The organism is Paraburkholderia ribeironis, assembly GCF_900019265.1.
Taxonomy (GTDB): domain Bacteria; phylum Pseudomonadota; class Gammaproteobacteria; order Burkholderiales; family Burkholderiaceae; genus Paraburkholderia; species Paraburkholderia ribeironis.
In genome coordinates this window covers 1-501 of record NZ_CYGX02000144.1, presented here as the reverse complement: position 1 = coordinate 501, position 501 = coordinate 1, and the positions used below count along the sequence as shown (strand labels likewise).

Below are 501 nucleotides of genomic sequence, written 5' to 3'. Positions count from 1 at the left end.
GAGATCGGTCGGCCGATCGGGATTGGTTCGCTATGTTCGGCAGATTTTTTTATTTCGTATGCAACGCAGCCGACCGTTGTCTCGGTCGGTCCATAGTGGTTGAATATCCGTGTTTCCGGAGCATGGGTTTGCCATATTTCAATTTGCGCATGCCGTAAGGTTTCTCCCCCCACGACCAGAGTACAAATGCGCCCTGCCATCGCTTCGACCGGTAGTATCCCTCGAAGTGCCTCTAAATGGGATGGCGTGAGTTTGACCGGTGATAAATTGTTACCGTCAACAATGGCTTGACGCCAGTCGAGCTTGGAGTTGCCCTCAGAAGAGAGATATAGCCGACGCCCACAAATTAGCGCAGGATACAAGGCCGTGAGGCCCAAGTCAAAGCTGATAGAAGAAGAAAGCACAGAGCCGTGACCGTCAGCAACGCCAAATCGTTCAGCCGCATATGATGCATAATTAACGATGGAGCAATGTTCAATGCACACTCCCTTTGGGGCACCA

General features: G+C 51.5%; 1 protein-coding gene. It reads right to left on the bottom strand.

Annotated elements, in window-relative coordinates:
• Nucleotides 1-501: AMP-binding protein (locus BN2475_RS32380; protein ID WP_143326032.1), on the bottom strand; the 501-nt coding region annotated here is incomplete at both ends.